The 26,945-nt window shown below is 67.7% G+C and carries 25 protein-coding genes; 16 read left to right on the forward strand and 9 right to left on the reverse strand.

Annotated features, from left to right (window positions below):
• The first annotated feature begins 4 nt into the window (after positions 1-4).
• A complete protein-coding gene (locus tag H0B43_RS22635; RefSeq protein WP_185725904.1) occupies positions 5-1,147 on the forward strand; it encodes an RNA polymerase sigma factor in 1,143 nt (380 codons plus the stop codon).
• 7 nt (positions 1,148-1,154) lie between these two features.
• On the opposite strand, the gene H0B43_RS22640 is transcribed toward H0B43_RS22635, so the two are convergent.
• The 3 genes from H0B43_RS22640 to H0B43_RS22650 form a co-directional block, all read right to left on the reverse strand.
• Positions 1,155-1,478, reverse strand: coding sequence for a YciI family protein (locus H0B43_RS22640; RefSeq protein ID WP_185725903.1), 324 nt, complete (start codon positions 1,476-1,478; stop codon positions 1,155-1,157).
• 70 nt (positions 1,479-1,548) lie between these two features.
• The gene (locus H0B43_RS22645) at positions 1,549-2,724 is read right to left on the reverse strand and encodes an Nramp family divalent metal transporter (protein ID WP_312034003.1); all 1,176 of its coding nucleotides are present in this window, start codon (positions 2,722-2,724) and stop codon (positions 1,549-1,551) included.
• Positions 2,725-3,105: 381 nt separating this feature from the next.
• On the reverse strand, positions 3,106-4,044 hold the full coding sequence (locus H0B43_RS22650) for a dihydrodipicolinate synthase family protein (RefSeq protein WP_185725901.1): 939 nt from the start codon (positions 4,042-4,044) through the stop codon (positions 3,106-3,108).
• A gap of 174 nt (positions 4,045-4,218) precedes the next feature.
• On the opposite strand from H0B43_RS22650, the gene H0B43_RS22655 reads away from it, so the two are divergent.
• Both H0B43_RS22655 and H0B43_RS22660 read left to right on the forward strand, forming a co-directional pair.
• Complete coding sequence (locus H0B43_RS22655) at positions 4,219-5,280, forward strand: LacI family DNA-binding transcriptional regulator (RefSeq protein ID WP_185725900.1); 1,062 nt, start codon at positions 4,219-4,221, stop codon at positions 5,278-5,280.
• A gap of 551 nt (positions 5,281-5,831) precedes the next feature.
• The gene (locus tag H0B43_RS22660; RefSeq protein ID WP_185730160.1) at positions 5,832-6,098 is read left to right on the forward strand and encodes a hypothetical protein; all 267 of its coding nucleotides are present in this window, start codon (positions 5,832-5,834) and stop codon (positions 6,096-6,098) included.
• A gap of 14 nt (positions 6,099-6,112) precedes the next feature.
• Here H0B43_RS22660 and H0B43_RS22665 read toward each other — a convergent pair whose 3' ends face one another.
• Both H0B43_RS22665 and H0B43_RS22670 read right to left on the reverse strand, forming a co-directional pair.
• Positions 6,113-6,724 carry a TetR/AcrR family transcriptional regulator gene (locus H0B43_RS22665; protein WP_005250938.1) on the reverse strand — a complete coding sequence of 204 codons (612 nt, stop codon included), beginning with the start codon at positions 6,722-6,724 and terminating at the stop codon, positions 6,113-6,115.
• Between the two features lie 126 nt (positions 6,725-6,850).
• On the reverse strand, positions 6,851-7,801 hold the full coding sequence (locus H0B43_RS22670) for a hypothetical protein (RefSeq protein ID WP_185725899.1): 951 nt from the start codon (positions 7,799-7,801) through the stop codon (positions 6,851-6,853).
• 151 nt (positions 7,802-7,952) lie between these two features.
• Here H0B43_RS22670 and H0B43_RS22675 point away from each other — a divergent pair, with 151 nt between their 5' ends.
• From H0B43_RS22675 to H0B43_RS22710, 8 genes are all read left to right on the forward strand, one after another.
• Entirely contained in the window at positions 7,953-9,104 is a 1,152-nt protein-coding gene (locus H0B43_RS22675) for an acyl-CoA dehydrogenase family protein (protein ID WP_185725898.1), read from the forward strand.
• A 122-nt stretch (positions 9,105-9,226) separates the two neighbouring features.
• Positions 9,227-10,021: an enoyl-CoA hydratase-related protein gene (locus H0B43_RS22680; RefSeq protein WP_185725897.1), complete on the forward strand. Its 795-nt coding sequence runs from the start codon at positions 9,227-9,229 to the stop codon at positions 10,019-10,021.
• 28 nt (positions 10,022-10,049) lie between these two features.
• Positions 10,050-10,784 (forward strand): SDR family NAD(P)-dependent oxidoreductase, encoded by a 735-nt coding sequence (locus H0B43_RS22685; protein ID WP_185725896.1) that lies wholly within the window; start codon positions 10,050-10,052, stop codon positions 10,782-10,784.
• A 25-nt stretch (positions 10,785-10,809) separates the two neighbouring features.
• Positions 10,810-12,489: a class I adenylate-forming enzyme family protein gene (locus H0B43_RS22690; protein WP_185725895.1), complete on the forward strand. Its 1,680-nt coding sequence runs from the start codon at positions 10,810-10,812 to the stop codon at positions 12,487-12,489.
• Between the two features lie 11 nt (positions 12,490-12,500).
• The gene (locus H0B43_RS22695) at positions 12,501-13,694 is read left to right on the forward strand and encodes an acyl-CoA dehydrogenase family protein (RefSeq protein ID WP_185725894.1); all 1,194 of its coding nucleotides are present in this window, start codon (positions 12,501-12,503) and stop codon (positions 13,692-13,694) included.
• Positions 13,695-13,706: 12 nt separating this feature from the next.
• Positions 13,707-14,849, forward strand: coding sequence for an acyl-CoA dehydrogenase family protein (locus tag H0B43_RS22700; RefSeq protein WP_185725893.1), 1,143 nt, complete (start codon positions 13,707-13,709; stop codon positions 14,847-14,849).
• Positions 14,850-14,937: 88 nt separating this feature from the next.
• A complete protein-coding gene (locus H0B43_RS22705) occupies positions 14,938-15,600 on the forward strand; it encodes a TetR/AcrR family transcriptional regulator (protein WP_185725892.1) in 663 nt (220 codons plus the stop codon).
• The gene (locus H0B43_RS22710; protein WP_185725891.1) at positions 15,597-16,196 is read left to right on the forward strand and encodes a hypothetical protein; all 600 of its coding nucleotides are present in this window, start codon (positions 15,597-15,599) and stop codon (positions 16,194-16,196) included. Before H0B43_RS22705 ends, H0B43_RS22710 begins: the two co-directional genes overlap by 4 nt.
• Here H0B43_RS22710 and H0B43_RS22715 read toward each other — a convergent pair.
• The 4 genes from H0B43_RS22715 to H0B43_RS22730 all read right to left on the reverse strand — a co-directional run bounded on the left by H0B43_RS22715 (position 16,193) and on the right by H0B43_RS22730 (position 19,174).
• Entirely contained in the window at positions 16,193-16,426 is a 234-nt protein-coding gene (locus tag H0B43_RS22715; protein ID WP_185725890.1) for a hypothetical protein, read from the reverse strand. The two genes, H0B43_RS22710 and H0B43_RS22715, sit on opposite strands and share 4 nt — an antisense overlap.
• An 84-nt stretch (positions 16,427-16,510) precedes the next feature.
• Positions 16,511-16,786 (reverse strand): helix-turn-helix transcriptional regulator, encoded by a 276-nt coding sequence (locus H0B43_RS22720; RefSeq protein ID WP_312033667.1) that lies wholly within the window; start codon positions 16,784-16,786, stop codon positions 16,511-16,513.
• Between the two features lie 181 nt (positions 16,787-16,967).
• Positions 16,968-17,723: an IclR family transcriptional regulator C-terminal domain-containing protein gene (locus H0B43_RS22725; protein WP_185725888.1), complete on the reverse strand. Its 756-nt coding sequence runs from the start codon at positions 17,721-17,723 to the stop codon at positions 16,968-16,970.
• Positions 17,720-19,174 (reverse strand): APC family permease, encoded by a 1,455-nt coding sequence (locus tag H0B43_RS22730; protein ID WP_185725887.1) that lies wholly within the window; start codon positions 19,172-19,174, stop codon positions 17,720-17,722. The genes H0B43_RS22725 and H0B43_RS22730 overlap by 4 nt, the downstream gene beginning before the upstream one ends.
• Before the next feature lie 424 nt (positions 19,175-19,598).
• Between H0B43_RS22730 and H0B43_RS22735 the strand changes: the two genes are divergently transcribed.
• The 5 genes from H0B43_RS22735 to H0B43_RS22755 all read left to right on the forward strand — a co-directional run bounded on the left by H0B43_RS22735 (position 19,599) and on the right by H0B43_RS22755 (position 26,944).
• Positions 19,599-21,104, forward strand: coding sequence for an aldehyde dehydrogenase family protein (locus H0B43_RS22735; RefSeq protein ID WP_185950077.1), 1,506 nt, complete (start codon positions 19,599-19,601; stop codon positions 21,102-21,104).
• A gap of 49 nt (positions 21,105-21,153) precedes the next feature.
• The gene (locus H0B43_RS22740; RefSeq protein ID WP_185725886.1) at positions 21,154-22,644 is read left to right on the forward strand and encodes an APC family permease; all 1,491 of its coding nucleotides are present in this window, start codon (positions 21,154-21,156) and stop codon (positions 22,642-22,644) included.
• Positions 22,641-24,587, forward strand: coding sequence for a primary-amine oxidase (locus H0B43_RS22745; RefSeq protein WP_185725885.1), 1,947 nt, complete (start codon positions 22,641-22,643; stop codon positions 24,585-24,587). Before H0B43_RS22740 ends, H0B43_RS22745 begins: the two co-directional genes overlap by 4 nt.
• A 5-nt stretch (positions 24,588-24,592) precedes the next feature.
• Positions 24,593-25,087 (forward strand): hypothetical protein, encoded by a 495-nt coding sequence (locus H0B43_RS22750; RefSeq protein ID WP_185725884.1) that lies wholly within the window; start codon positions 24,593-24,595, stop codon positions 25,085-25,087.
• A 99-nt stretch (positions 25,088-25,186) separates the two neighbouring features.
• On the forward strand, positions 25,187-26,944 hold the full coding sequence (locus H0B43_RS22755) for a CocE/NonD family hydrolase (RefSeq protein ID WP_185725883.1): 1,758 nt from the start codon (positions 25,187-25,189) through the stop codon (positions 26,942-26,944).
• Position 26,945 lies beyond the last annotated feature (1 nt).

The raw sequence follows: 26,945 nt of genomic DNA on the forward strand, positions 1-26,945 counted from the left end.
GGACATGGACGATGTCCTGCTGCGGTCCCTCACCCCGACCGTGATCGGGATTCTCGTCCGCCGCGGAGCCGATTTCGCGGCGGCCGAGGATGCCGTTCAGGACGCCCTGGTCGAGGCGGTGCGAGTGTGGCCGGACGACCCGCCGAGGGACCCCAAGGGCTGGCTGGTCACGGTGGCCTGGCGCAGGTTCCTCGACGCCACCCGCGCCGATACCTCCCGCCGAAACCGCGAGGTGCTCGTCGACGCAGAGCCCCTGCCCGGCCCGGGCGAGGCGGCGGACGACACACTCCAGCTGTACTTCCTGTGCGCGCACCCGTCCCTGACACCGGCCTCGGCGGTCGCGCTGACACTGCGCGCCGTCGGCGGCCTGACCACGCGACAGATCGCGCAGGCCTACCTCGTGCCGGAGGCGACGATGGCGCAGCGGATCAGCCGGGCCAAGCGGACCGTCTCGAGCGTCCGGTTCGACCAGCACGGCGACGTCGCCACCGTGCTGCGCGTGCTCTACCTCGTCTTCAACGAGGGCTACTCCGGTGACGTCGATCTGGCCGTCGAGGCGATCCGCCTCACCCGCCAGTTGGCGGCCAAGACCGAGCACGAGGAGGTGGCCGGTCTGCTCGCGCTGATGCTGCTCCACCACGCCCGGCGACCCGCGCGGACCGGCTCCGACGGCACGCTCGTGCCACTCGCCGAGCAGGACCGCGGCCTGTGGGACACCCGCCTGATCGCCGAGGGAATCGACGTGCTCCAGGCAACCCTCGCCCGGGACCGGCTGGGGGAGTTCCAAGCCCAGGCGGCCATCGCCGCGCTCCACGCCGACGCCCAGAAGGCGGAGGAGACCGACTGGGTGCAGATCGTCGAGTGGTACGACGAGTTGGTGCGTCTCACCGACAGCCCGGTGGCCCGCCTCAACCGCGCCGTCGCGATCGGCGAGGCCGACGGTCCTCGGGCCGGTCTCGCCGAACTCGCGGGGCTCGACCCCTCCCTGCCCCGCCACGCCGCCGTCGCGGCGTACCTCCACGAACGCGACGGCGACTTCGCAACGGCGGCAAGGCTGTACACCGAGGCGGCTCGCAAGGCACCCAACCTCCCCGAACGTGACCACCTCACCCGCCAAGCCGCCCGGCTCAACACCCACCGGACGTAGTCAACCGTTACCCGTCGTGCCCGTATCGGCTCATCGGCTGATGGTTCTGACGTGAAAGGTTTCCGAGGACGGGTGTCCAATTCAGAATTCGTTGGTCGGGTACGAGTCCGTGGACGGCGAAAGGGTCGTCGGCGAAGAGTGCTCGCACCGTTGCGGTGGTGTCTGCGTTGACGAGGATGAACGCGCCTGCGTCGTCGCCGTAAGGTCCGCAAGTGAGGACGGTGCCGGTGTCGACGAGGTCGGCGAGCCAGGCCCGGTGCGCGGCTCGGTGAGTGTCGCGGCCGGCGGCGGTCTCGGCGGTGTAGGTGTAATCGACGACGAAGTAGGGCATGTTCTCACTTCCTGGGGGGACAGGGTATTTCAGGAGTCCGATCGTGCCCGGTGTGGAACGTCGTGGTTGCTCAGCCGAGCAGTTCGTAGATCAACAGGCCGGACAGGGACAGGATGGACACGAAGCCGAGGACACCGATGACGTTCTTCCACCAGGTGTTGCGCAGGTTGCCCATCAGTGCGGTGTTGTTGCTCATCACGAAGAGCAGTAACCCGAGGAACGGGGCGATGAGCACGGTGAGGGCTTGAGCGAAGATGATCAGCTGGACCGGGGATTTCGTGAACAGGAGGGTGATCGCCAAGCCGAAGCCGAGGATGACGGCGCTGGTGCGCTTGGCGGTCAGGGTGCTCGGGGAGGCGCCTTTGCCGAGACCGTCGGAGAGCATGGTGCCGCCGGCGGTGGCGTTGGCGACCATCGCGGAGAATGCGGCGCCGGACAACCCGAGCGCGAAGATCGTGGATCCGATGGGTCCGGCGATGGGTTCGAAGATCTTGGCGAGGCCGGCGAGGGTGGTGGCTTCGGTGTCGGCGCGGCCGAGAACGGCGGCCGCGACGATGATGACCAGTGAGGTCATGATGCCCGGTGCCACGATCCCGGGGATGGTGTCGGCGATGGTCGTCTGCCGATATTCGGCCTCGGTGCGGTTGCGTTCGTGGGTGCCGTAGGAGGTGAAGAACGCGGCGTTGAGGGAGAAGTTCGTGCCGACGAGGGCGACGACGAGTAGTTGTCCACCGGGCGGGATGGAGGGGACGAGTCCGTTCACGGCCTGGAACCAGTCGGGTTGGGCGATGACGGCGCTGAAGATGAAGGTGGCGGCGAGGAGCGCGACGATCACCAGAAGGATGCGTTCGACGGTGCGGTATACGTTGCGGAACAGCAGGATCAGGCCGACGAAGATGGTGCAGACCGCGGACCATATGAGCGGGGTGCCACCGAAGACCATGGAAAGGCCCAGGCCGGAGCCGACGGCGTTACCGACCGAGAAGCACAACGTGATGACGAAGACGCCGATTCCGGCGGCGGTTCCGACGCGGCGGCCGAGGATGTCTTTAACCGAGCTGATCATCGACACCGGGGTGCGGATGCCCAGTCGCACGCTCATGTCGGCGTAGACCAGCATGAAGATGGTCGACAGGGCGATCACCCAGATGAGGGCGTAGCTGTATTCGCTGCCGGCTTGGACGGCGCTGGCGAGGTTGCCGGGGCCGAACTGCCACGCACCGGCGATGAACGCCGGTCCTGCCATCGCCAGGGTGCGCATCCAGGTTCGCTGCGACCGGCGTGGTTCCGCCGGTGGCCGGGGCGCGCCTGAGACCACTGATTCGCCTCCGGCCGATTCGGCTGCTGTACGCGATTGCTGACTCATCGATGAGCCTACTTTCTGGTGTTCGAGCCGCCGATGCGGACAGGGGCGCCGAGATGATGCGGCGCCGCCGGCTCGAAGGGGGAAGTACGGCGGCCACGGCCGCGGCGGGCCGGAAGTGGCCCAGGACTACTGGGGGTGGTGCCGCCCGGCCTCGAAGGTGTCCGGGCCGGGCGGCGGAACCGGTGCGCAGGGCCGGAGCCCTGCGTGCGGCGGACTCGTGTGTCGAATCCGTCGGTACTGATCCAGCCGGGGTGAGCTGGATCAGGCGGGGACGGTGACCGAGGACAGCCCGGCCGACTGCAGTGCGGCGGCGATCTCGGCGCCTGCGCCCTCGGCGAGCGGCAGCAGCGGCGGGCGGACGGTGGCGTGCTCGAGGATTCCGCGGGCGACCAGGCCTTCCTTGAGCGCGACGGTGCCCTCCATGTGCGAGCCGCGGTGGTAGACGTTGGCCGTTACCGGCAGCAGGCGGTCGTGGATGGCGCGGGCTGCGGGGTAGTCCTTGGCCTTGCCCGCTGCGATGAGCTCGACCAGCGGCTCGGGAGCGAGTCCGCCGTAGCCGACCAGCAGACCGTCGACGTCAAACATCGTGTGCAGCAGGTATTCGTCGTGGCAGCTCAGGATCTGCAGGTCGGGGTTTTCGCGGCGCAGGACCGGGATCTCACGATCCCAGCGACGCATGTTCCGCACACCGTTCTTGGTGGCGAACACGCCGGGCTGGGCGGCGATCTCGAGCTGGGTGTCCAGGTTGTACGTGGCCTTGGTGGCATCGGGGTACTGGAACAGGATCAGCGGCAGGCCGGAGCCTTCGTAAATGGCCTTGTAGCGATCCTGCGGGGCGCCGTCCTGGTAGCCGAACCGCAGCCATCCGTGCGACGGGTAGACCAGACCGGCCGAGGCGCCGGCGTCGACGGCGCGCTGGGCTTCGTCAACCGACACGGCTGTGCCTTCCCCGGTGATGCCGGCGATGATCGGCAGCCGGCCGTCGACGGAGTCCTTGAATGCGGCGATGACGCGGGCCTGCTCGTCCTGGGTGAGGAAGGTGCCCTCGCCCGCGTGTCCGAGCACGACCAGGCTCTTGACGCCGTCGACACTGCCGAGCCACGAGCCGAGGCGCTGAATGGCGTCGTAGTCGACGGCACCGTCCCGGGTGAACGGGGTGACCGGCGCCGGGTTGAGGCCGCGGAGGTCGAGTGTGCTCATGGGGTGCTCTTTCCCTCGAAGAAGACTTTGCAAACGTTCCCGGGAACGTTCCCGTGAACGATTTCATCGTGCAGTAGAATCGACCACTGTGTCAAGCGTCACGTGGTAAATCGGGTGTGATCAGGGCCTCGCGGCGAGTCTTCGGGGGCGCCGGGACGGTAGCGAAGGAAAACGATGGAATCGAACACGAGCGCGCAGCAGCAACTGCGGGACAGCAAGAGTCGGGTGGTCACACTCCGAGAGGTCGCGGAGGCCGCCGGGGTCAGCACCTCGACGGTAAGCCGCGTGCTCGACGACCGGGTTCCGCCGTCCCGGTCGGCGACCGCGGAGCGGGTACGGGCGGTCGCCGACCAGCTCGGCTACCGGCGCAACACCTTCGCCTCGAGCCTCCGCCGTGGGCAGACCGCCACCATCGGTGTCCTCGTCCCGCGACTCAGCGACACAGTCATGGCCCTGATGTTCGAGGCGATCGGCCGAGCCGCGCACCGGCTCGGTTACTTCACGGTGGTCGCGACGACCGGCGACGACCCCACCGACGAGGGCGAAGCCGCGCGCACGCTCCTCGCCCGCAATGTCGACGGTCTGGTCATCGCCTCCAGTCGACGCGAGGACCCCCTCCCACGTCAGTTGCGGGATCAGTGTGTGCCGCACGCCCTTGTTCTGCGCACCGACGGCATCAGCCCGTCGTCGGTCGGTGACGACGAAGCCGGCGGCTACCTCGCCACCCGGCACCTGATCGACCTCGGGCACACCGACATTGCGGTGCTGTCCGGCCCGTTGTTCACCTCCACCGCCACCGGCCGTCTCGCCGGCGCCACGAGGGCCCTCCGTGAGGCGGGATTGACCGTGAACCCTGGCTGGATCCTCGAGTCGGGCTTCGGGATCGAAAGCGGGGAGGAGGCCGGACGCCGCCTGCTCGCGTCCTCGACCCGTCCGTCGGCCGTCTTCGCCGCGAATGACAACCTGGCGCTCGGTGTGATGGCCGCGGCGCACCAGCGATCGCTCTCGGTCGGTGAGGATCTGGCCTTGGTCGGCTACAACGACATCCCGCTGTCGCAGCGACTGCCGGTTCCGCTGACCTCGGTCAGGACCCCGTTCGACCAGATCGCTGCCACCGCACTCGATTTGATGTTCGCCTCCGCTCCGCCCGGTGATCCGATCCGGCGTGCCCTGCCCACGCTGATCCCGAGACGCTCGTCAGGACCGCACAAGACCTCAATGGACTCTCCACGCTGACTGGACGCCGTCCCGGGCGCTGAGAAGTGTTCGGTATCCGAATAGTTCAGGTTTCGGATATCGCCGCGTCATCGGTCGCCTCCGACCCATCCTTGACCGTATACCGGCTGGTCGGTGATAGTGGTCGGAGGCGACCCCGAGTCCGCTGCCCTCGTGCCGCGGTTTCCCGAGTACTCGGGGCCTGACGTGCACAGGTTCACAGAACCGACTCCATTCCCACACGCGCTGACATCATCTCCGTGTTCGTCGAGAACTGGGAGATCGAATGCTGCGGTATCCCTCCGGCGTCGGTCATGACACCAGGTGGACGTTGACCTTCACCGAGTCGGCATCCGAACGTGGGACACCGCTGCCCGACGGCGCCCGCTGGAGTCCGCATACCCACCGCATCACCGCCGGCGCGATCGAGGCTTACTGGCCCAACCCGACCAGGCGCACATCGAGACTGTGAGCGGGTACTTCTCGGGCACCCGGCACGGACTGATCGTGCCCGAGGGAATGCTGACTCGCCGATCCACGACGTCAACACGTCATTGCCACCGTCAGCCAACTTGTGGACGGCATTGCCCGCCAGGATCGCACGACGCTCGACCGGCCGGCTCCTCGAGCACCTGCTCACGCACAGCGGCGATCCCGCATTCACCCGCTCGGTGGACGGCTTCATCACCGATCGTGTGGGCGGGTTCGGGTGGACGGTCCTGGGAGACGAGCAGTGTCGTTTCCACGTCGCGCAGATACGCGAGCTCGGTGGCTATCTGTGCGGCCGTGAGCTTTACGGGACGATGCTGCTCTACGAGCGCTACCGGCGCCCCCGATGAGTCGGACTGACCGGTCAGGTGCGGCGCAGTCCGTCGAACGTCAGCTCGACGACGGCGTCCGCGAGGTCGGCGACCGTCCCGCCGGTGCGGGGTCGATACCACTCGATCAGCGAGTTGACGGTGCCGAACACGAGTCGGCTGGTGAGCGCGGGATCGATTCCGGGCCGCAGGTCGCCCTCCTCCGCCGCCGCGACCACGAGGTCGCTGACGAACGCGTCGAACTCGCGGCGGCGGGCGAGGGCTCGACGCTCCACGGCGGTGTTGCCTCGCACGCGCAGCAGCAGTGTGACGTAGGGGAGTTCGGCGGCGAGCACCTCGACACTGCGACGGACGAGGTATTCCAGACGGTCGATGTACCGCCCGCTCGTCGCCTTCTCCTCGGTGGTGACCGCGAACAGGGCGTTGAGTGCGCGCGACAGCGCCAGTTCCAGCAGCTCCGACTTCCCGGACACGTGGTGGTAGATCGACGACTTCGTGATCCCCAGGCGCTGGGCCAGCACCTCCATGCTGGTGCCGTCGTAGCCCTTGTCGTTGAAGACCTTGACGGCGACCGCGAGCAGCGAGTCGAGGTCGTATCCGGGACGTCCGGGTGATCCGGTCTTCCGTGCGGGGCGTGCCGTAGTCATGCGCGCAATCCTTCCAGGTGCAGAACTTCACCGCATCGGTGCGCCGTCGTCCACGAAAGCCGACCGAAGGTTCGGTTGAGGTGAGAATACCGCGACAAGGCTACGCCGCCGGGGGCGTCGTCCGGATCAACCGCCCAGGGCCTGGGTCCGGCCCTCTTTACGGGCCTTCGCCAGCCCTCGCCTCGCCATGAAGCCGTTGGCCAGAAGCATGATCGTCTTGTTCGGCGGCGCCGCGAAACCGGACTCGGTGTGTGGTGCGTACAGGGCCTCGGTGCCCGTGACCTCGATCCAGCCGGTGTTCTGCCGCGACTCGAGTCCGATGAGCTTGGCGCGGTAGGAATGGGCGAGCAGGCCGGCGCGGCGGCCGCCCTGGGGCACTCCGACGGGAACGGTCAGACGCACCCCGTCGCTGCCCGCCGACTTCACCTCGACCGGCGCGATCGCCGGATAGCCGTCCGCCTGACGGTAGGCGAGCAGCCGATGCGGGAGCTTTCCGGCACGCTCCCCGGCGTTCGTCGCATCCACCCGTGGGCCGGTGCCCTTCTTCGGCGGCTCCTGGGGAGGCGCCTCGATGCTGGGGAGCGGTGCGCCGAAGACCTCGGGCCTGCCTTTCATGCGCAGATCGGGCCAGGCGACGATCCGTGTCACCGCGACCGTCACCGGTACCCGGTCGGTGTAGTAGGCGCTGAGCCAGCGGTCCCAGAATGGGCCCCGCCGCGGCTGTCCCATGTACGGGACCAAGCGCTCGCCGATGGCGTCGAGGACTTCCCGGTCGGGGGTGGGGTCGAACGTCGCGTCTCCCTGTACGAGCACGTAGTGCCGGTTGGTGCCGTCGCCGATGCCGTGCTCGCGCGCGTGATAGGCCAGCGCCACCCGGGGTTCGTCCTTGATCCGTTCGAGCTGGTGGCCGAAGCCGAGCGAGGTGGTGAAGCCGACCGTTCCCCGTTCGCGGTCGCGCAGCCCGAGCGGGGCGACCGCTGTCACCACGGCGCCGCCTGCGGGCGTGATGTACGCGAACCCACAGGTCAGATCGTCGCGGAGGACCTCATCGACCTCGTCCGACCAGGTGACCGGCATGTGTCGAGCGTACTCAGGGACGACGCGCCGGGCGAGTGCCCGAGCGAATCGAGGGGTTGACGCCCGCACAGGAGTGAATATAGCTTCACTCTTAGTGAGCCATCGCTCACGGACGGTGATTGAATATTCATCACGGCATCGAGGAGCAACCATGGACCTGGCACTGACCGAGGAGCAGAAGGAGTTCCGGCAGCTGGCCCGCGACTTCCTGAACAAGGAGGTCGTCCCGCATCGCGCCGAGTGGGACCGCGCCGAATCGGTGGACACGGCGATCGTCCCGAAGCTCGCCGACATCGGGTTCTTCGGAATGACCATCCCCGAGGAGTACGGCGGACTCGGCGGCGACTACATCACGTACTGCCTCGGAATGGAGGAACTCGGCCGGGCCGACTCCGCCGTCCGGGGCATCGTGTCGGTATCGATGGGTCTCGTGGGCAAGGTGATCCTCTCGCACGGCACCGAGGACCAGAAACACGAATGGCTCCCGCGTATCGCGTCCGGGGAGGCGCTCGCCTGCTTCGGGCTCACCGAACCGGACAACGGGTCCGACCCCGGCAACCTGAAGACCAAGGCGGTGCGCAGCGGCGACGACTACGTCATCAACGGGTCCAAGATCTTCATCACCAACGGCACGTGGGCGAAGGTGTGCCTGGTGTTCGCGCGCACCGGAGGTCCGGGGCCCAAGGGGGTTTCGGCGTTCCTGGTGCCGACGGATACGCCCGGCTTCGAATCGCGGGAGATCCACGGGAAGCTGGGGCTCCGCGGTCAGGCGACCGCCGAGTTGTCGTTCACCGACGTGCGCGTGCCGGCGAGTTGTCTTCTCGGATCCGAGGGTCAGGGCTTCTCGATCGCGATGCACTCGCTGGACAAGGGTCGCGTCTCGGTGGGTGCCGGATGTGTGGGGATCATCCAGGGCTGCCTCGAAGCGGCCGTCGACTACGCCCGCGAACGCACGCAGTTCGACCGTCCACTCGCATCGTTCCAGCTCGTGCAGGACATGATCGCCGACATGTCGGTCGACGCCGACGCCGGCCGGCTCCTCACCTGGCGGGCGGCCGACCTGATCGAGCGCGGTGAGCCCTTCGGCACGGCCGCGTCGAAGGCGAAGTACTTCTGCAGCGAGGCCGCGGTCCGCGCGGCCAACAATGCGATTCAGCTGTTCGGCGGATACGGCTACGTGGACGAGTACCCCGTTGCCAAGTACATGCGCGACGCGCGTGTCATGACGCTGTACGAGGGCACGAGCCAGATCCAGAAGCTGTTGATCGGCCGCGCCGAGACCGGGATCAGCGCCTTCCTGTAGCCGCCGCGGGCGGGGTGACCCTTGACACACCGCAGTGAATGAATGTACGTTCATTCTTACCGAATAGAAGTTCACAAATTTTGAACTGACTCTCATTTCCGGCTTTCGAGAAAGGAATCACCGTGACCGTTTACGAAGACATCACCTACGAGGTCGACGGCCCGGCAGCGGTCGTCACGATCAACCGCCCGGCGCGCTACAACGCCTTCCGCGGCAAGACGGTCGAGGAGTTGATCAAGGCCTTCCGCTCGGCGTGGGCCGACGACGCGGTGCAAGCGATCATCCTCACCGGGGCGGGGGAGAAGGCCTTCTGCACCGGCGGCGACGTGAAGCAGCGCGCGGAGACCGGTGACTACGGGCCCACCGAAAGCGGAATGTTCGAGATCGGCAACCTGCACAAGCTGATCCGCGACGTCCCCAAGCCCGTCATCGCGGCGGTGAACGGCATCGCCGTCGGCGGCGGCCACGTGCTCCACGTTCTCTGCGACCTCACCATCGCGTCCGAGACGGCAAAGTTCGGCCAGGCCGGTCCCCGGGTGGGCTCCTTCGACGCCGGATTCGGCTCCGCGTTCCTGGCGCGCGTCGTCGGCGAGAAGCGCGCCCGCGAGATCTGGTACCTCTGCCGTCAGTACGACGCCGTCACCGCCGAACGCTGGGGCCTGGTCAACTGGGTGGTCCCCGCCGACCGCCTGCTCGACGAGGCGAAGGGCGTCGCCGCCGAGATCGCGGAGAAGAGCCCCACCGCGCTGCGCTTCCTGAAGCAGTCGTTCAACGCCGACACCGATCACCAGGCCGGACTGAGCAATCTCGCGATGTCCGCGCTCGACCTGTTCACGCACTCACCCGAGGGCCTCGAGGGCGCGGCGGCGTTCGCGGAGAAGCGCAAGCCCGAGTTCAACAAGTACGTGAACGCCTGAGTCCGAACGCACGGGAAGAGGAAACACCATGAGCAACAACATCGCAGTGGTCACCGGCGCAGGATCCGGCATCGGCCGGGCCATCGCGCTCGCGCTCGCCGAGCAGGGCGACCGAGTGGTCGTCGCCGATCTCGATCTCCAGGCCGCGGAGAAGACCGCAGCCGACCGGCCCGACCGGCTCTTCCCGATGACGGTCGACGTCGCCGACCGCGGTCAGGTCGACGCCCTGCGCGACCGGGTGACGGCCGAGGTGGGGGTCCCGAACGTCCTCGTCAACGCGGCGGGATGGGATCGCACCGATCAGTTCCTCAACGCCACCACCGAATTCGCGGAGAAGGTCGTCGCGATCAACTACCTCGGACCCGTGCACATGTGCAGTGCATTCCTCCCCGGCATGGTGGAGGCGGGTACCGGTGGCCGCGTCGTCAACCTCGCGAGCGACGCCGGCCGTGTCGGCAGTGCGGGCGAGAGCATCTACGCCGGTGCGAAGGGCGGTGTGATCGCGCTGTCGAAGTCGCTGGCGCGCGAGATGGCCCGGTACCGGATCAACGTCAACTGTGTCTGCCCCGGACCCACCGACACCCCGCTGTTCCAGGCGCAGGCGGAGAAGCTCAAAGAGGCTCTGGTCAAGGCTATTCCGTTCCGCAGGCTGGCCCGGCCGGAGGAGGTCGCGGCGCCGGTCCTGTTCTTCGCGTCCGAATCCGCATCGTTCATCACGGGCCAGGTGATCAGCGTCAGCGGTGGCCTCACCATGGCCGGCTGACCGGAATCGGGACGGGAGACTCATCATGACGTACACGTACGATGCCCACGCCTATCGTCAGTACTTCGAGCACGACTTCACCTATCTGAACGGCTTCCGGCGCAACACTCACCGGTATGCCGATCGACTCGCGATGCAGTCCCCGTCGACCGGCGAGAGCTGGACCTATGCCGCACTCGGCGATCGCGTGGACCGGCTCGCCACCGGGCTCGCCCGCGCCGGCGTCACACCGGGCGCCGTGGTGGCCTACCAGTTGTTCAACGGCCCCGAGTTCGCCCAGCTCTACCTGGCCGGGCAGGCCTGCGGCGCAGTCGGATCCCCGATGAACTTCCGGCTCGCCTCCGGAGAGACGGCGTTCATCCTCGACGCCAACCGTCCCACGGTGTTCGTCTACGACACGGAGATCGGGCCCATGGTGCAGGACGCGTTGGCGCGGTCGACGCACAAGCCCGCCCTCGTCGTCGCCGTCGGTCCGGGAGAACCCGTGCAGGGAAGCGGGTTCGAGGTGATCCGGTTCGACGAACTCGTGGCCGAGTCGGCGTCGCCGCCCAAGGTGACGCGCACCGTGTGGGACGAGACGACGCGGCTGTTCACGTCGGGAACCACCGGCATGCCCAAGGGTGTTCCGCTCAACAGCATGATCGAGATCTTCAGCGCGCACGACGTGATCATGCACTTCCCGCTGTCCGCCGAAGACAAGACGCTGAACATGACCCCGTGGTTCCACCGCGGCGGATTGTACTGCGCCGGACCGAATCCGACGTTCTACCTCGGGGCGTCGCTGGTTCCGCTGCGGAACTTCGACGCCCGGACCACCCTCGACTACGTGGAGGAGCACGGGCTGACGTTCCTGATCGGCGCGCCGACCAACCTGGCCATGCTCGCGCGCGCTCAGGAGGAGAAGCCCCGAGACCTGTCCAGTCTCGAGGGCATCGTCACCATGGGCGCTCCCCTCGAGCGGGAGGCCGCACTGCACTTCCAGAGGGTCCTCAATCCCCGCATCTTCAACGGCTACGGAAGCACCGAAGGATTCTGGAACACCTTCCTGCGGCCCACCGATCTGCCGGAGTACGCCGGAACAGCGGGGCGGGCGTGCATCGACGACGACGTCGCCGTGGTCAAACTGTTCGACGACCGCCTCGCTGCCGCCCACGAGACCGTCGCCAAGGACGGCTCCGAGATCGGGGAGGTCATCGTGCGCTCCCCGAAGGGCGCCAACGCGTACTTCGATGCGCCGCAACAGGAGAAGCAGAAGTTCCGCGACGGCTGGCTGCACATCGGGGACCTCGCCACCTGGGACGAGAAGGAGTTCGTCACCATCGTCGGCCGCAAGGACGACATGCTGCTGTCCGGCGGCGAGAACGTTCACCCGGTGCAGATCGAAGAAGCACTGGGCGGGCACCCGTCGGTCACCGATTCGCTGGTGGTCGGTGTTCCGGACGACAAGTGGGGTCAGGTCGTCGTCGCCTACGTCGTCACCACCGCACCGGCGCCGTCCGCGGACGAACTGGACGACTTCTGCCGCAGCCACCCGATGCTGTCGCAGTTCAAGCGGCCCCGCGCCTACCGCTTCGTCGAATCGCTCCCGGTGTCGGCGACGGGAAAGAAGCTGCACTACAAGGCCACCGACACCGCGCGCAGGGAATTCGAGAGCGGGGCCTTCGTCGTCCCGCGTGCCCGCGGATCCCAGACCATCGGCTCGTAAAGGACATCGTCATGACCACGCACGCACAACCCCGGCCGTTCAGTGCGGTCGACCCGCTCGACATCGATTCGCTGTACTCGGACGACGAACTCGCCGTGCGCGACACCGTCCGGAAGTTCTGCGCCGAATATGTCACCCCGCACGTCGCCGACTGGTTCGAGGCCGGGGAACTGCCGGGGGCCCGGGAACTGGCGAAGGAATTCGGGAAGCTCGGTGTCCTCGGCATGCACCTCGAGGGCTACGGGTGCGGCGGTTCCTCGGCCGTCCACTACGGATTGGCGTGCCTCGAACTCGAGGCCTGCGACTCCGGGATCCGTTCCCTGGTGTCCGTCCAGGGCTCCCTCGCGATGTTCTCGATCTGGAACAACGGATCCGAGGAACAGAAGAACCAGTGGCTGCCCGGCATGGCGGCGGGTGAGATCATCGGCTGTTTCGGACTCACCGAACCGGACGCGGGTTCCGATCCCGCGTCGATGTCGACCCGCGCCAAGCGGGACGGCTCGGACTGGATCCTCAACGGCCGTAAGATGTGGATCACCAACGGCAGCATCGCCGACGTCGCCGTGGTGTGGGCGGGCACCGACGACGGGATCCGCGGATTCGTCGTCCCGACCGATACGCCCGGATTCAGCGCCCCCCTGATCAAGCACAAGATGTCGCTGCGTGCCTCGGTCACCAGCGAACTGGTGCTCGACAACGTGCGGCTGCCCGAATCGGCGATGCTTCCCGGCGCACGCGGTGTGCGTGCCCCACTGAGCAGTCTGTCCGAGGCGCGGTACGGCATCGTGTGGGGCGCGATGGGGGCGGCGCGGTCCGCGTGGCAGGCGGCGCTGCAGTACTCGAAGGACCGGGCCCAGTTCGGGCGGCCCATCGGCGGATTCCAGCTCACGCAGGCCAAGTTGGCCGACATGGCGGTGGAACTCCACAAGGGGCAGCTGCTGTCGCTGCACCTGGGCCGGCTCAAGGACACGGTCGGGCTGCGGCCGGATCAGGTCAGCTTCGGCAAACTGAACAACACGCGTGAGGCCATCGAGATCTGCCGCACAGCACGAACGATCCTGGGCGGCAACGGAATCTCACTGGAGTTCCCCGTCATTCGCCACATGGTCAATCTCGAATCGGTTCTCACCTACGAGGGGACCCCCGAGATGCATCAGCTGGTGCTCGGCCAGGCCTTCACCGGTGAGAACGCGTTCCGCGGATAGGAGACGAACACCATGACCATCGACTACGAGTCCGAGCACCATCAGTTTCGGGACAGTGTCCGCAGCTTCGTGCGCGAGCGGATCGTTCCGCACCACGAGCAGTGGGAGAACGACAGCTGTCTCGACTCCGCGATGTTCACCGAAGCGGGGAAGCAGGGGCTGCTCGGCTTCTCGGTTCCCGAAGAGTACGGCGGCCCCGGAGTCGAGGACTTCCGGTACAACGCGATCGTCATCGACGAGGTCAACCGGGCGGGCGCCGCCGCCGCGGGCATCGCGTTCTCACTCCAGAACGACGTGGTGCTGCCGTACCTGACGGACATGACGACGCCCGAGCAGAAGGCGCGGTGGCTTCCCGGGACCGTCACCGGGGAGACGATCCTCGGCATCGCGATGACGGAGCCGGGCACCGGCAGCGACCTCACCGGCATCCGCACCACCGGGGTGCGCGACGGCGACCACTACGTGGTGAACGGCAGCAAGACGTTCATCTCCAACGGTCAGAACGGCACGCTCTTCGTCGTCGCCGTCCGCACGTCGGCCGACAAGCACAAGGGATTGTCGCTGCTGGTCGTCGAATCGGACACGCCAGGTTTCTCCCGCGGGCGCAACCTGGAGAAGATCGGACTACACGCCCAGGACACGAGCGAACTGACGTTCACCGACATGCGCGTGCCGGTGGCGAACCTCCTCGGTGAGGAGGGCCGGGGCTTCTATCAGCTCGTCCACAATCTGCCGCAGGAACGCCTCTCGCTGTCCGTCGGCGCCGTCTCGGCCGCCGAGGGTGTGCTCGAGACGACGCTGGAGTACGTGAAGGAGCGCAGCGCCTTCGGGCAGCCGATCGCCGGTTTCCAGAACACCCAGTTCGTTCTCGCCGAACTCGCCACGGAACTCGACCTGGCCAGGACGTACCTCGACGACTGCATCCGGCAGCACGTCCGCGGCGAGCTGACCCCGGCCCGGGCCGCGCGACTCAAGTGGTGGACCACCGAACTGCAGGTCCGCGTCGCCGACCGGTGCCTGCAACTGCACGGCGGGTACGGGTACATGCGTGAGTACGCGGTGGCACGCGCGTTCGTCGACGCGCGGATCCAGACCATCTACGGCGGCACCACCGAGATCATGAAGACGATCGTCGCGAAGGATCTCGGTATCTGATCCGGGCCGGACTGCCGACCCGGGGCGGTCCGAGCTACTGTGAATACCCATTCACCGCAGATTTGCCGGCAAGGAAAGGTCATCTGTCATGGCGAAGGACACGTCCGCCGTTCCACTCGACGAAGCGGTCCGCGCCGTCCGCGTCAGCTCGCGGCGACGCCAGGTGCTCGACGCCGCCGTCACCGTGATGCAGCGGACGGGTTTCCACCAGATGTCCATGCAGGCACTCGCCGACGAGGCCGAGGTGAGCGTCGGGCTGATCTACAAGTACTTCGGCGGCAAGGAGGAGATCCTCCTCGCCACGATCGTCGACATCCTCGACGCCTTCCGTGACCAGCTCGAGCCGGCGATGGACGCGGCGGGAACCGACCCCATCGAGCGACTGGTGGCCGGGTTCCGGCGGTACGTCGAGATCGTCGACGAGAACCTGGATGCCGTCGTCCTGACCTACCGCGAGAGCCGGACACTCGACCCGGACGGGCGCGAGAAGATCAAGGAACTCGAGGTGGCGACGTCCAAACCGCTCCACGACGCACTCGAGGCGGCGATCGCGTCGGGCGTCGCGAGCGACCTCGACGTCGACCTCACCACGTTCGACCTGATGATGCTCGCGCACGGGTGGGCCCTCAAGCACTGGCACTTCGCGTCCCGCTACACCGTGGACCAATACGCCACGGCGCAAACACGATTCGTTCTCCGCACCGTGCTGGCCGACCCGAGCGCCGCGGCGTACCGACACCTGACCGGATGACCCGCCGGCGTTTCGAGGGGGAGATCACGGGCATCGGCACCGGGTCCGGGGTCCGCATCGTCGTCGGTCACTGGCCGCGGTCGCCGCTCGGGGAGTTCACCGACGTGATGGTCGAATTCGCCGACGGTCACCGCGTGCTCCTCGCGCCGTCGGGCGCCGTCCGCGATTTCGTCACCTCGACGTACACCTTCGACCGCTCGGTGATCACGCCCGTCCACTACGTGCGGTCCGGCGACGGTCGGACGGTCGACGCCGGCGATCTGCACGTCCGGTTCGACGTCGGCGCCCGCACGGGGCTCGGGCGTCTGCTGAATCTGCTGCCGCGGGCCGTCGCGGGCGCTCCGTGGTTCTGTGCGGTCAGCGACCCCATCGCCCGCGTCGCGCTCCGGGGTGTGCGCACCCGCGGCACCGCAGGCAACGGTCGCCGCGAGTTCTACGGCGCCGTCGATCAGCGGCGACTGTCCGGTATGTCCGCATCCTGGCAGGGCGACGACCTCGGTGCCCTGCGGCCGATAGATCCGCCCGTCCGATTCGGGTTCGGTTCGACCCCGCGGACACCCGCCACCACGGCCGTGGTCACCACGATCCTCGACTAGTCGAAGAGCGTGGGCGCGTCTCCCGGTTGTTCGTCGGGATGGGGCTGGACCTCACCCGCCGGACTCGTCGCCTTGTGCACCACGGACAGCGTCGTCGTCCGGACCGAGAGTCGATGTCCGTCCGGATGCTGCAGCGACGCCATGCCCTTGCTGATCTCGACCACCAGCCACGGACCGGCGTGACCGGATGCCTGCACCAGATCACCCACCTGTATCTGTACGGCTACCACCGCTTCCTCCCAAGGTTTACTGCATCGGCCTGTGCCCAGCGTAGCGACATCGGCGGGTGGCAGCCGAGTGACGGGGCTCCTCGTTCACAACTCTTCGAGGGTGACGATTTCGTCCTGGAGGGCGCGGATCAGCAGTTCCGTCTTGTTGGCCACCGGACGGCCGAGCTGCGCGTACTTGGCCCGGATCCGGATCAGGTGGGTGTTGATCGTGCCGAGGCTGATGCCGAGGTCGGTCGCCGTTGCCTGCTTCGATTCACCGAGCACCCACAGCCGGAGAACTTCGCGCTCTCGGGGGGTGAGCGACGGTTGGCTCCGCTGCTCCTCGTCGGGGCTGTCGGTCGGCTCGGGGTGGGACGTCACGGCGTCAGTTCCCGGTCGAGTGTCGGAGGAACATCGAAGACTCCAGTCTTTCGGCACGTGACGGTGGTGCAGAGTCCGCAACCCTGCCATCGAATATTCGGCGCCGCCGTCGGCCTGGATGGGTTGCCCGCCGCATCAGCCGTTACCGTCGGTAACCCGAAACCACCTGTGTCCCGATGTACTACGCGAGGAACGGCGCCAGCCGCTCCGCGTGCTCGCGGAGCGACGGCACGTGCCGCAGCATGAGATGTTCGTGATCGACGTGTCCCGACAGCGCCAGGGTTCCGATGAGGGCCCCGGTACCGGATCGGACGGGGACGGCGACGCAGGCCGACCCGTCCCGGAGTTCCGCGAGTTGGGTCGCGAAACCCTGAGTGCGGATCTGGTCCAGGTGCGCGAGAAATTCGGCCCGGCCGACGATCGTGCGGGCCGTCACTGCCCTCGGTTCCCAACGCGGAATCACGGATTCGAGTTCCGACTTCTCCGCGAGCAGGAGCTTGCCGACGGCGCAGGCGTACAGGTGCTGATTGAGGAAGGCCTCGTCCTCCGGCGGAGGGTATTCGGGGTCGGCGTCGGCGGTGCGGACCGCGACGTTGGTGTAGTAGAAGAGATGGACCCCGAACCGCACCGACAGTCGCAGTTCGGCGAGGACGTCGCGCGCGGCGGCGCACACGGTGGGCACGACCGCGGCGTCGACGAGGATCCCGATCTTCTGGCCCAGCGCGAACCCGGACAGGTCGGGGAGCCGCACCACGTAGCCCTCGCCCACCAGGATGTTGAGCAGCCGGTACGTGGTCGCGGACGGCATCGACAGGCGGGCCACGATGTCCTTCGCGGTGACACCCACACCGGCGCGGGCCACCTCCTCCAGCACCCGCAGGGCGCTGGTGACGGCCTTCGGCTGCCGCCCCGAGAGGGCTCTGTCGTCGGGGCTCACCGGCGCACCTCCCACGGCCGGTACCTGCCCAGCACGTCCTCGGCCACCGCCTCGTCGTACACACCCATCCGTTCTCCGATTCCGGGGGATCGTCGGGCGCGGATCGCGAAGACCGCGGCGCCCAGCAACATCAGCAGCACATAGACCGCGGTGGCCGCGCCCGCGACGTACGTGCGCGAGAACGCCGCCCACCCGACCAGCGCGACCATCGCCGTCGCCGTCAGCACGCCGACGACCGACGGAAGCCGGGTCAGTTCGCCGATCCGCCGGAGAAACGCCGGCGTCGCGACGCACAGCAGGACGTACGCGAGAACGTAGCCGTGCGCGGAGACGGCGAGCAGTCCGATGAGGACGTCGCGGCTCGAACCGCGGGCGATCAGGTAGAGGACGGGCACGGCGACGATCACCGGCATCGCGGCCACCAACGCCACGTGCGGAGTGTGGAACCTGCGGTGCGTCCGGCCGAACACGCTCGGCACCACCCCTTCGCGGCCCATCGCGAACAGGGTCCGCGACAGCGCGGTGGTCGAACCCAGGACGCACGCGAACCAGGAGGCGGTGATGCCGAGTTCCATCACGATCGACAGCGTCGACGATCCCGCACCGGACGTGTCGGGCAGGGTGAGGACGATCGGCAGCGAATCGACTCCCTGCCGCACCGGTTCCGGCAATTGCAGGGCGGCCGCGAACACGTACAGAACCCCCAAGGCGATGGGGGTCCACCGGATGGCGCGCGGGACCGCGACGAACGGGTTGCGGGCCTCGCGTGCCACCGTGCCCGCACTCTCGAAACCGACGAACGACGTGATCGCGAGCAGCACCGCGAACCCGACCGCGGAACCCGATTTCGCGCCGCCCGCCGACGACGTCGCGCCCTCACGCACCGATTGGACGAACGCGACCACCAGTGCGGTGGACGCGGCCACGATTGCGAACACCTCGATGGCGAGCATGATCCGCGCCGACAACTTCACGCCGCGCACCATCAGCAGCAGCGCCAGCAGGCCGACGATCGCCGCGAGGACGGCGATGAGCGGCGTCCCGGTGGGGAGACCGACCCGGCCGAGGAGGGCGGCGAGGTAACTCGCGGCGCCGAGTGTGCTCGCCATGGCCGCGGCGGCGTAGCCGATGAGCAACGACCATCCGCCGCCGAAACCGGGCATCGGCCCGAGTCCCTTCACGATGTAGCTGTAGAGGCCGCTGACCGCCACCATCCGGGTGGCGAACTGTCCGACGCAGTAGCCGACCGCCGTCATCAGAATCGCCGCGGCGACGAACACTGCGATGGTGGCCCGGCCCGCGTCGGGGATGACGAGTGCCGGCAGCGTCACCATCACCGCCGACGGTGCGACCGCCGAGACGGACTGCCCGAGCACCTGGACGAAACTCAGGCGCGCCCGCTCGAGACCGGCGACCGGTGATCTGCTTCTGATTCTCGGTGTACCGGACACCACGCACCTGCTCTCCACACTTTCCGGGCGGCCTCTCCCGCTCGATCACCGCGGGGGTCGCATGAGTTGCACGCTAGCGCAGGAGCCCAGTCGGATGCGCCGATCGGAATTAATTTTCGATCACCTCGAATGAGAATGGCCGGAGAATGCGTTCCCCATCTCGCACCCGGGTTCGGCGCGCAGGGCAGATCAACTGGGCCGACCCGGAAACGTCGAATGAGAATCGACGCCACCGCGGCCGGAAATGTCGAATGAGAATGGCGCAACCGCGGATTCCCATCCGGATTTAGTAGTGACCGGCGACACATCCGGGGTTTATCGTGGGTTCGGGCCGCAGCACGACGAAGCGAAAATTGTCGCCAAAAGTGTTCTGCAGAAGCCTGATTCAATCACAGATTCATTCACTCCCATCGAAGAGGACATGATGACTGCAGTCGTTCACTCCCCAGCAGCCCTCGACCCCCGAGTCGTCGACTTCGTGTCGTCGCCGAAGCGCATGTTCGTCGACGGTCAATGGGTGGACTCGGCGTCGGGCCGGACGTTCGAGACGGTCGATCCCGCCACCGGACAGGTGATCACGACGGTCCCGCACGCCGGCGTCGAGGACGTGGACCGCGCGGTGGCCGTGGCCCGGCGGGCCTTCGAGTCGGGGCCGTGGCGCTCGATCACCCCGGCCGAACGTCAGCGGATCCTCTGGAAGATCGGTGAGGGAATCCTCGCCCGGGCCGATCAGTTCGCGCAGCTCGAATCGATCGACAACGGCAAGTCCGTGGCGGTCGCGAAGGCCGTCGACGTCACCTGGGCGGCGGAGATCTTCTTCTACTACGCCGGGTGGGCCACCAAGATCGAGGGCCGCACCATCCCCGTGTCCGTGCCGTGGGCGCCCGGGGCCCGATTCCACGCGTTCACCACCCGCGAACCGGTCGGCGTCTGCGCGCAGATCATCCCCTGGAACTTCCCGCTGGTGATGGCCGCGTTCAAGGTCGCCCCGGCGCTGACCTGCGCGAACACCATGATCCTCAAGCCCGCGGAGCAGACCCCGCTCACCGCGCTGCTCCTCGCCGAGGTGATCGCCGAGGCCGGCGTCCCCGACGGCGTGTTCAACGTGCTCACCGGTTTCGGCGACATCGGCGCGGCGCTGTCGAGCCACGACGACGTCGACAAGGTGGCGTTCACCGGATCCACCGAGGTGGGAAAGAAGATCGTGAACGCCGCGTCGGGAAACCTGAAGAAGGTATCCCTCGAACTCGGCGGCAAGAGCCCGCAGGTGATCTTCTCCGACGCCGACCTCGAGGCCGCGATCCCGGGCGTCGCCAGCGGGTTCCTCTTCAACCACGGCCAGGCCTGCACGGCCGGAACGCGTCTGCTCGTCGAGGATCGGATCTTCGACGAATTCACATCCGGGGTAGCCGATTTCGCGAAGACGCAGAAGATCGGACCGGGCCTCGACCCCACCAACGACATCGGCCCGCTGATCTCGCAGGAGCAGTTGGGCAAGGTCACCGGCTACATCGACGCCGGACTCGCCGCCGGTGCCCGCGCACTCTCCGGCGGCGGGCGGCACGGCGACACCGGCTTCTACGTCGAGCCGACCCTGCTGGTCGACGTGAACCGCGACTTCAGCGTGTATCAAGAGGAGATCTTCGGTCCCGTTGCCGTCGCGGTGCCGTTCAACCGTGACGAAGGTGTCCGCGCCGCGGCCAACGACACCCCCTACGGTCTCGCCGCCAGCGTCTGGACCCGGGACGTCTCCCGCGCCCACGAGGTGGCGTCCGAAATCAAGGCGGGCACGGTGTGGGTGAACTGCCACAACGCATTCGACACCGCGCTTCCGTTCGGCGGCTACAAGCAGTCCGGGTGGGGCCGTGAACTCGGTGAAGGCGCCATCGGCGAATACACCCAGAGCAAATCCGTCAACATCGCACTCTAGATTCCCGGCCGCCCCGCAGATCCTCCCCCCGTGAAAGTCGAAGGAAGCCATGACAACCAATGCCCCCACGCACAGCAGTGCAGTCGGTGACGGTGCGCCGCGCAGACTGGCGGGCACCCTCGGTCCGGGTGCCATCGTGTTCATGGTCGTCGCAGCGGCGGCCCCGTTGACGGTGATCGCCGGAACGGTCCCCCTGGGGATCTCGGCCGGCAACGGCGCCGCCTATCCCGCGTCGTACCTCGTCTGCACGGTGGTGTTGCTGTTCTTCGCCGTCGGATTCACCGCGATGGCCAAGCACCTTCCGGGGGCGGGCGCATTCTACACGTACATCACCCGGGGGCTGGGCAGGCACGCGGGATTGGGCTCCGCCTTCCTCGCGCTGCTGTCCTACACCGCCGTCCAGGGCGCGGTATACGGGTACATCGGGGCCGCCGTCAACGATTTCGTCACCGCTCACGGCGGCCCCGAACTTCCCTGGTACGTGTGGGCCCTGGCCGTGACGGCGGTGGTCGCGATCCTCGGATACCGGCACATCGACCTGTCCGGCAAGGTGCTCGGCGTCCTCCTGGTCTGCGAGGTCGGGATCGTCCTCGTCATCGACGCCGCCGTCATCGTCCGGGGCGGCGGCGACGAGGGATTCTCGACGGCGGCGTTCCACCCCGGCGAGTTCTTCTCGGGGGCGCCCGGCATCGCCCTGATCTTCGCCATCGCCGGATACATCGGATTCGAGGCCACCGCCGTCTTCCGCGACGAGGCCCGCGACCCGGGCCGCACCATCCCGAGGGCCACCTACCTGGCATTGCTCGTCATCGGCGGCTTCTACGCGCTGTCGAGCTGGGCCATGGTCAGTGCGTGGGGCGACGAGGGCGCCGTCGCGATCGCGACGGAGAACCCGGAAGGCATGATCACCGAGACCGCCACCCGCTACGTCGGCGCGATCGCCGGCGACCTCGTCCAGATCTTCCTGATCACCAGCCTGTTCGCCGCCCTGCTGTCCTTCCACAACGTGCTCTCCCGGTACATCTTCTCCCTCGGGAACAGTGCGGCCCTGCCGGCGGGATGCGGCCGCTCGCACACCAAACACGCGTCGCCGTACATCGCGTCGGTCGTCCAGACGGTGTCCGCTCTCGTCCTGATCGTCGCGTCGGCCGTCGCCGGACTCGACCCGGTGACCGAGGTGTTCGCCTGGTTCGCCGGGGTGTCCTCGGTCGGCATCGTCGCACTGATGACCCTGACGTCCGTGGCCGTCCTCGTCTACTTCGGCCGGACCCGGGTGGACCGGCGGCTGTGGAACACCGTGATCGCACCACTGCTCGGACTCGTCGGCCTGGCCGGGCTCCTGATCATGACCGTCGCCAACCTTCCCCTTCTCGTCGGCGGGTCGAGCACACTCGCCGCCGTCATCGGGGTCCTGCTCGTCGGGACCTTCGCCGGAGGTGCGGCCGTCGCCGTCCTCCGACCCCACGCCGCACGACACGACACCGCTCTACCGCAACACGACCCGAACCACACCGTCCTCGACAAGGAGATCGCACGATGAGCACCGCCACCACCGAGACCCCGGCCCGCGTCGGTTCTGCCGCTCCGGATCACCCGCTCGCGCCGTTGTCTGCCGACGAAATCCGTTCGGCGAAGGCGCTCCTCACCGACGAGGGCCTGATCGGCGAGAACGTGCGCTTCGTCTTCGTCGCACTTGCCGAGCCGCACAAGTCGACGGTCCTCGCGTTCACCCCGGGCGACGCCATCGAGCGACGCGCCCGGATCCTGCTGCTGGATCGCTCCACCGGCGTCGGCACCGACCTCGTCGTGTCGGTGACGGAGAATCGTGTGATCAGCTCCACCACGGTCGATTCCGCCGCCGACGGGCACGTGCCGATCCTCGACGAGGAATTCGAGGACATCGAGGCGTTCCTGCTCGGCAGCTCCGACTGGATGGCCGCGATGGCAAAGCGCGACATCGAACCGTCGAAGGTCCGTGCGGTTCCTCTGTCGGCCGGGGTGTTCGGTCACGAGGACGAGGTCGGGCACCGCATCGTCCGGGTGCTCGCGTTCCATCAGGAGGACAAGGCGGATCTGCCGTGGGCGCACCCCATCGACGGAGTCGTGGCCTACGTCGACCTCACCGAGCGCCGCGTCGTCAGGGTGGTCGACGAGATCGACCTGCCGGTGCCGGCCGAGCGCGGCGAATGGGACGCCGAACCCCACGCGACGCCCACCCGCACCGACCTCAAACCGATCGAGATCACCCAGCCCGAGGGCGCCAGCTTCACCGTCGACGGCAACGAGATCACCTGGGCCGACTGGAAGTTCCGCTTCGGGTTCGATGTGCGCGAAGGCCTGACGCTGCACCAGCTCTCGTTCGACGACGGGGGAGTGGAACGCCCCGTGATCTACCGGGCGTCGATCGCCGAGATGGTGGTCCCGTACGCCGACCCGTCGCCGGTTCGGTACTGGCAGAACTACTTCGACCAGGGTGAGTACCTGTTCGGCCGGTACACCAACTCCCTCGAACTCGGTTGCGACTGCCTCGGTGAGATCAAGTACTTCGACGTCACCATCGCAGACGAGTCGGGCGACCCGCGGGTGATGAAGAACGCGATCTGCCTCCACGAGGAGGACTACGGCGTGCTGTGGAAGCACACCGACATGTTCAACGGCATGACCGAGACCCGCCGCTCGCGTCGCCTCGTCATCTCGTTCTTCCTCACCATCGGCAACTACGACTACGGGTTCTACTGGTACCTCTACCTCGACGGCACCATCGAACTCGAGGCGAAGGCCACCGGAATCGTCTTCACCTCCGCCTACCGCGGTCCGGAGGGGTTCTCCACCCAGATGGCGCCCGGGCTCGGTGCCCCCTTCCATCAGCACCTGTTCTCGGCCCGCCTCGACATGGCCGTCGACGGCAACGTGAACACCGTCGAGGAAGTGGATGCCGTGCCCGTCCCGATGGGCCCGGAGAACCCGTGGGGCAACGCCTTCCGCTGCCAGAAGACCACGCTGACCACCGAATCCGAGGGGCAGCGCACCGCCGACAACCTCAAGGCCCGTGTCTGGCACATCACCAATCCGACCAAGCAGAACCGTCTCGGGCAGGACGTCGGGTACGCGCTGCACCCCGAGGGTCAGCCGGTGCTGCTGGCCGACCCGTCGAGTTCGATCGCCGCCCGCGCCGCGTTCGCGACGAAGCACCTGTGGGTGACGCAGTACGACGAGTCCGAGCGCTATCCCGCGGGCGACTTCGTCAACCAGCACCCGGGCCAGGCCGGTCTGCCGACGTTCGTGGCGGGCAACCGGGACATCGAAGGCGAAGACCTGGTGCTGTGGCACACATTCGGGCTGACGCACTTCCCGCGGCCCGAGGACTGGCCGGTCATGCCCGTCGACTACGCCGGGTTCAAGCTCAAGCCCGTCGGGTTCTTCGACCGCAATCCCGCGCTCGACCTGCCGGCGAGCACCGCGAAGCACTGCTGCGAAGGCTAGACGTCGTGACCACCGTCATTTCCACGGCCGCCCGCCGCACCAGCCACTGGTGGCGGCGGGCGGCCGCGGCCCTCGCGGTCGCCACGGCCGGGCTCCACGCCGCGACGCTCGGTGAGCATGCGACGTCGTCGCCGACGGTCGGAGTGGTGACCGTCGCGATGATCTTCGGGTGCCTGTACTGCGCGCGGCACCTGTGGATGCGCGGTTCGCAGCGAGACTGGGGACTCGTCGCGTTGATGAACGTCGGGATGATCGCGCTGCACCTCACCGTGATGAGTCCCGGTTCCGGTGGCGGCGGCCACCACGGCCACGCGATGCATGCGGCGGCGTCGGCTCCGGTGACCCACGCGATGGCACCCGCCATGTCGGCGGCACTCGCCACCGCCGCGATCGAAGCGGTGATCGCCGTGACGGTGCTGTTCTACACCACTCGGTCCGACCTACCCCCCACTCACGTGCGGGGGAGTTCCGGGACACACCGACAGCTTGAGTTGGGCTAGCGTCCAGAGCGTTTAGGCTCGTCGGTGGTGCTCGGGGTGGTGCGGCCGGACGGTGGGTGGACTGTGAAACGCAGGGCAGGCGAATCGATACTGGCGGCGATGGTGACAGCCGCGGCGGCGGTACTGACGCCGATCGCGGTGGCCACGCCGGCTGCGGCCGACCCGGCCGGCTTCTCCAAGACCACGCTCCACTTCCAGGTTCTCGTCGGCGCGAACCGCGACGAACCGTGCGACGTGATCGGCGATGTGTACAAACCCGACTCGGCGTCCCCGTCGAATCGGGTACCCGCGGTCCTCACGACCAACGGCTTCGGCGGGTCCAAGAACGACCAGGCCGGGATCGCGTCGTTCCTCGCGTCCCGCGGCTACGCGGTACTCGCGTACTCCGGTCTCGGCTTCGGCGGCTCGGGCTGCAAGATCCACCTGGACAACCCCGACTACGACGGACGCACGGCGAGCGAACTGGTGAGCTTTCTCGGCGGACGCGACGGGATGGCCTTCGTCGATCCCGCGCACACCGTTCCCGTCCCGGGTCTCGACTACGTCGTGCAGGATGCAACCGCCCACCACGGCAGCCCCGAGGCGAACGATCCGCGGGTCGGGATGGTCGGCGGCTCCTACGGCGGCGCCGTGCAGTTCGCCGCGGCCTCGGTAGACCCACGGATCGACACGATCATTCCGATGATCACCTGGAACGACCTCAGCTACTCGCTCGCGCCGAACGGCACCGCCCAGACGGCCGGGGTCAGTACGTCGGTGCCCGGTGCGTCGAAGGTGCTGTGGACACTGACGTTCGGCGCCGTCGGCGCCACCAACCCCCGGACCGAGGGCTATGTGTCGGACCCCGCGCGGGCGTTGGGATGCCCCAACTTCGCGAACGCCGCGTGCCCCGCGCTGACCCAGGCCGCGGTGCTCGGCTATCCGGACCCGGCATCCGTCGAGTTCCTGCGCCAATCGTCGGTGGTGTCGTACGCGGACCGGGTGAAGATTCCGGCCCTGCTCATGCAAGGGCAGCAGGACACTCTGTTCGACCTCAACGAATCGACGGCCACGTTCGAGACGCTGCGGGCGCAGGGCAACGACGTGAAGATGATCTGGCACAGCTGGGGGCATTCCCATCTCACTCCCGCCGCGGGGGAGATCGACATGAAGGCTCCGAACCCCGACACGCAGTACGAGACGGGCCGGATGGTCGACTGGTTCGATCACTACCTGAAGGACAGCGGGGTCGGCACCGGGCCGGTGTTCAGCTACTTCCGCAACTGGGTCGATTACACCGGCAACGCCGCACCCGCATACGCCGAGTCCTCCGATATCACGGTGGGGCAAGACTATTCGCTCTACCTCTCCGGTGACGGCGCGCTGACCGATCGCCGCGACGGCATCGTTCCCGGCGTCCGGACGCTGAACACACTGCCGGGCGGACTTCCTGCCGACCGGGACGCGCCGGACACTCGTCCGGAACTCCCCGGAACCCAGATCGAGTGGTCGTCCGGATCCCTCGATGCGCCACTGGACGTGGTGGGCGCACCGACGCTCGACGTCCACGTCGACGCCGTACCCGCGGTCACAGGTGTCGACGACGCGGTCGTGATCTTCGCCAAGCTCTACGACGTGGCTCCGGACGGCACCGCCACATTGATCAACGGACAGGTCGCTCCGGCGCGCATCGTGACCCCCGGTGAGCCCGTGCAGGTCACGATGCCGGCCATCGTCCATCGCTTCGACGAGGGACACCGCGTTCGGCTCGTGGTGTCCGGCGGCGATCCGGGGTACCGGGGCGGGCTGGTGGCGCACCAGGTCACCGTCGCCGCGGGTGACGCGGGCCAGGTGCTGGTGCTGCCGGTCACCGGCTGAG

This window comes from Rhodococcus sp. 4CII (genome assembly GCF_014256275.1).
Classification (GTDB): Bacteria; Actinomycetota; Actinomycetes; order Mycobacteriales; family Mycobacteriaceae; genus Rhodococcus_F; species Rhodococcus_F wratislaviensis_A.